Source organism: Nocardia sp. NPDC001965, from assembly GCF_053594175.1.
This window is the reverse complement of record NZ_JBSFDZ010000085.1, coordinates 1-4,202: the sequence shown is the minus strand read 5'-3', so window position 1 is coordinate 4,202 and position 4,202 is coordinate 1. Positions and strand designations below refer to the sequence as shown.

1 protein-coding gene is annotated in these 4,202 nt (G+C 66.4%); it reads left to right on the top strand.

Annotated features, from left to right (window positions below):
• Positions 1-96: 96 nt before the first annotated feature.
• Positions 97-4,202 (top strand): preprotein translocase subunit SecA (locus ACWCPQ_RS34945; protein WP_449907434.1); only part of this gene is annotated, 4,106 nt, incomplete at its 3' end.

The following is a 4,202-nucleotide window of genomic DNA, read 5'->3' as shown; positions in this document are numbered from 1 at the left end:
GATGGTCGTCGTGCGGTGTTGGGTGGGGCCGGTGGTGAGGAGTTCGCGACGCAGTGCCGGGATACGGCGGCGGAGTGCAATCTTCAGGCTGATCGGTTGGATGGTCAGGCCCGGCAGTTGTACGAGGGGGCGAATGCGTTCGAGGTCCAGAAGTGGACGGTGATCGGGTTCGCGGCGATTTTGGCGTGGACGTTGTTTCATGCGGCGATCATGTTCGCGTATGGGGGTGCGCTCGAGGCGTATGTGGCGACGATGCGGACGCGGACGGCGTTGGGGGTGGTGTCGCGGAAACTGCTGGAGTATTTCGCGGGGATGAGTGCGCGGGCGGCCGCGGAGCGGGGGATGTTGGCGCTGGCGGTGAAAGCTGGAGGTTTCGGTGCGTTCCAGGGTGGTGGGATCAATCTGGCGGTGCAGCTCAAGCAGGTCGGTTATGAGCAGCGGGGGGAGGTGGTTTGGAAGGATGTGAAGATCGCCGCGGTTGCGGGTGGTTTCGGTGGTGGCGCTGGTGTGGTGGCGGGTAAGTGGGTGGGGGACCGGTGGGTGGTTCCGGCGACGTTGGCGCGCGCGGAGCTCGCTGATACGACGGGTAAGCGGGTGGCGGTGCAGTTGGGTGGGGCGCTGCTGACCGGTATTCCGGGTGGGTTCGTGGGTGGGATCGTGGGTACGGGGGTGGCGTTGAAGATGTCGGGGGAGAAGTTCACGCTGGAGGCGTTCACGGAGTCTTTGTTGCCGGCGGTGGCGGGCGGGTTTCTGGGGGCGGCGGGGCATAGTCTGGCGAGTCTGCGTGCGGCGGCGCCGCCTGTCGCGGGCGCGGACGGGCCGGGCGTCGCGGGGGCGCCGCGGGGTCCGGATGCCGGTCCCTCTGTGGGTGCTGTCGCGCGGCCGCTGTCGGAGGCGCTGGCCGGGCGTGGCCCGCTCCGGGGTGTGGATCCGTTTGCGGTGCCGAAGTCGCATCAGCAGAAGTTGAACGAGTTGTTGTCGGGGTTGTTGCGGGATATCGATACCGATGTCCCGCAGGTCAATTCGATGGATTGGCGGCCGGGCGGTGTTTCGCTGCCGGAGAACGTGAGTCCGGTGAAGGTGGATTCGCTGGCGCCGCACGCGGATTCCGCGCGGACCGCCGAGGGCCGCGCTGGGGGCTCGGAAACGCCGTTCCGTCCGGGTGTGGATGGCGATCCTGCGCGCGGTGACGGTGACGGTGGCGGGGGCCGGGGTGTGCGGCCGGCTGGGGAATTGCATGCTCGGCTGCTGCAGCGGTTGGGTGAGGCGGAATCGGCCGGTGAGCCTGTGGCCGTCCAACCGGATAAATCGGCGGCGGTGCTGGATGCGGTCGTGAAACCGGATAAATCGGCGATGGTGGATGCGGTCGTCAATGAATTGCCGGGTGGGCGTGGAGATGTCGCCGAGGGGTTTGTCGCGAAGTCGGGGAAGGTGCCCGGTGAGGCGGCTGGTGAGGTGAACACTTCGGGTGGGCGCGATGTGCGCGCTGGGGTGCTGCGGTCCGAGGACGCCGGCGGGCCGGTGCCGCGGCAGCCCGGTATCGACGGTGTGGTGGGGCGGGAGCCGGCTGCTGGGCCACCGGCGAAGGTGGCAGCTGCGGTCGATTCGTCGGTGCCCGTGCGTTCCGGTGCCGAAGCGCCGCCGGTCAAAGCGTCTGCCGAGGCGAAACCGGTGGTGAACAAGCTGGATGCGGTCGGTAGGCCGCTGGGGTATCCGGAGCGGGCGGTTTCGGTCGATGCGGCCGGTGTGGGGTCCGAACCGCCGGTGGTGAAATCGGGGTCGCAGGGTGGTGAGGGCGCGGACACGGTGGTGCAGGTGTCGGGGGAGTCGCCGGAGAAATCGTCTGTGTCTGCCGAGGAACCCGGGCGGGTAGGCGAGGACGGCGGTCCGTCGAGGTTCGACGGTGAGTCCGGTGATGATTCCGGTGCGGGGGCCGGGGAAGGTCCGACGGGGGCCGGTCTGGAAGCGAAGTATCTGCGGGAGGCGCATGAGGTTCTTGCTCGGCATGCGGCCACGGATTGGAGTTTGGTGTCGCGGGAGGGTTTCGATTGGATGATCCGGCACAGTAGTGACCCGTTGGAGTCGGCGGCGGCGATGGTGGAGATCATTCGCCGGGGTGATCCGCAGCATCGGGTGTTGCGGTGGACGCAGGTGATGGCGATGTTGGTGGCCCGGGATGCGGGTGTGGGGAATATGCAGGCGGGGGAGGGTAAGACGTTGGTGTTCCTGGCGGCGGCGGCGTTGAAGGCGGCGCGGGGGGAACCGGTGAATATCATTACGACGCGTGATGGCCTGGCTCATGACGCGTACGGTGAGTATCGGGCCATTCTGGTCGATTACGGGTTCGATATCGTGCGGATGAATCCGGATTCTCCGTATCAGGATCCGGTGGAGGGTCGGCCGACGATCTATATCGGGACGATGGAGGATCTGGGGTTCGGTGAACTCCGGGGGAATGTTCCGGGGGCGCGCCGCAACGGTATCGACGAGATCGATGAAGCGTTGGTGTTCGCGAATACCACGTTCGTGTTGTCGGAGGGTGCGGGGAATCCGGCCGAGGTGAGTGTGGAGGTGGCGGTGACGGATGCGCATGCTTTCCTCACCGATGGCCGGAAAGCGGGGTTGTTCAGTGAGTTCGATTTCGGGCGGGAACCGGGCAGAAGTGGTGGTGGTACCGAGTTGACCGACGCCGGCCGGGTGAAGATCGAGCAGATACTCGGCCGGTCCCTCACCGAGGAGGAAACGAATCGGTTGACGATGGCCGCGGCGGCGGAGTTCGAGTATGTCGAGAACGATCATTATGTGGTGTGGCATCATCCGGAGCGGGGTCCGGAGTATGTGGTCGGTGCCGACGGTGTGCGGAGGTTGAATCCGGATGCGCACAAGATCTATATCATCGATCAGACGTCGCACAAGGTGATGTTCGATGCCGAGACCTCGACCGAGAGCCGGTGGAACGGTGGGTTGGCGCAGGCGATCGAGGCCAAGCACGGTATCCAGATCCGCGATGATCCGGCCAGTTCGGCGTCGATCAGCGCGGAGGAGTTGTTCGCGGCGGACAAGAGCGACGAGATGTTCGGCTTTTCCGGTACGGCCGACGCTGTCGCGGGTGAGTTGCTGAGTAGATACGGTGCGCAGGTGGTCGATATTCCGCGGTTCAAGGAACTGCAGTTGAAGATCGCCGATGACTATGTCGCTGTCGGTATCGACGGTGTGATCAGTCATCAGGACGCGAAGTTGGCGGCGATGGCTTCCAGTATCGCCGAGCGGCAACCTTCGGGTCTTCCTCAGTTGGCGGTCTGTAACCGGAACAGCGAAGTCGCTCGGCTGTCGGCGATGCTGGACGAGGCCGGGGTGGAGCATATCGCGGTCGATGCGAAGTTCTTTCTGCGTCACGGGGTGGACGCCGAAGCGAAGTTGCAGCAGATCTTTCACGAGGCGGGGCAGCGGGGCAAGGTGCTGGTGATCAACCGGCAGGGGGGCCGGGGGGTGGATATTCCGGTGGCCGCGGATGTGAACGCCGAGGGCGGTCTGCATGTGTTGATCTCGGGGCGGTCGGCGGAGTCGCGGGCGGTGGATGTCCAGGTCGAGAACCGTACTGCGCGTAGCGGCGGTAACGGTAGTGCGCAGTATTTCACCGCGGTCGACGACGCGCTCTACGCCGATGCGCCGGAGGCGCAGATATCGATCATCCGTTACGCCCAGCATCAGGATGCACTCGCCGAGCATCGCGCCGCCCTGGCCGAGCACGCGACCGCGCCCAGCCGACAGACTCAGGAGAAACTCGCGCAGACGCTGAACAAGGTCGAGGTCACCGAACGTAACCTGTCGTCGGCCAATGCCGATATCCGGGCGCTGGCCGAGAAACTACAGCCCGCCGGTCTCCGCACGGCCGACACCCACGACCCCGCGACCGCGTATCTGCCCAACGCGCCACCGGTCACCGATAACTCCGCCACCGACCCCGAGCGCACCGCGGACCCGAAGCCACCACCACCGCTGACCGGCACCGTCGGCGACCAACCCACCCCCGCCGCGCCCACGCCTGCCGAGACCCCGGCCGGACCGTCGGCGGCGTTACCGCAGCACAACCCACTCGCCCCGACCTCAGCCGAATCACCGTCGGCTGCCACGCCCGGCGCGGAGATCGCCGCCGCGGCGGCTGCCTCCGAGACCGAGGCCGCACCCGAAATCCTCGACGC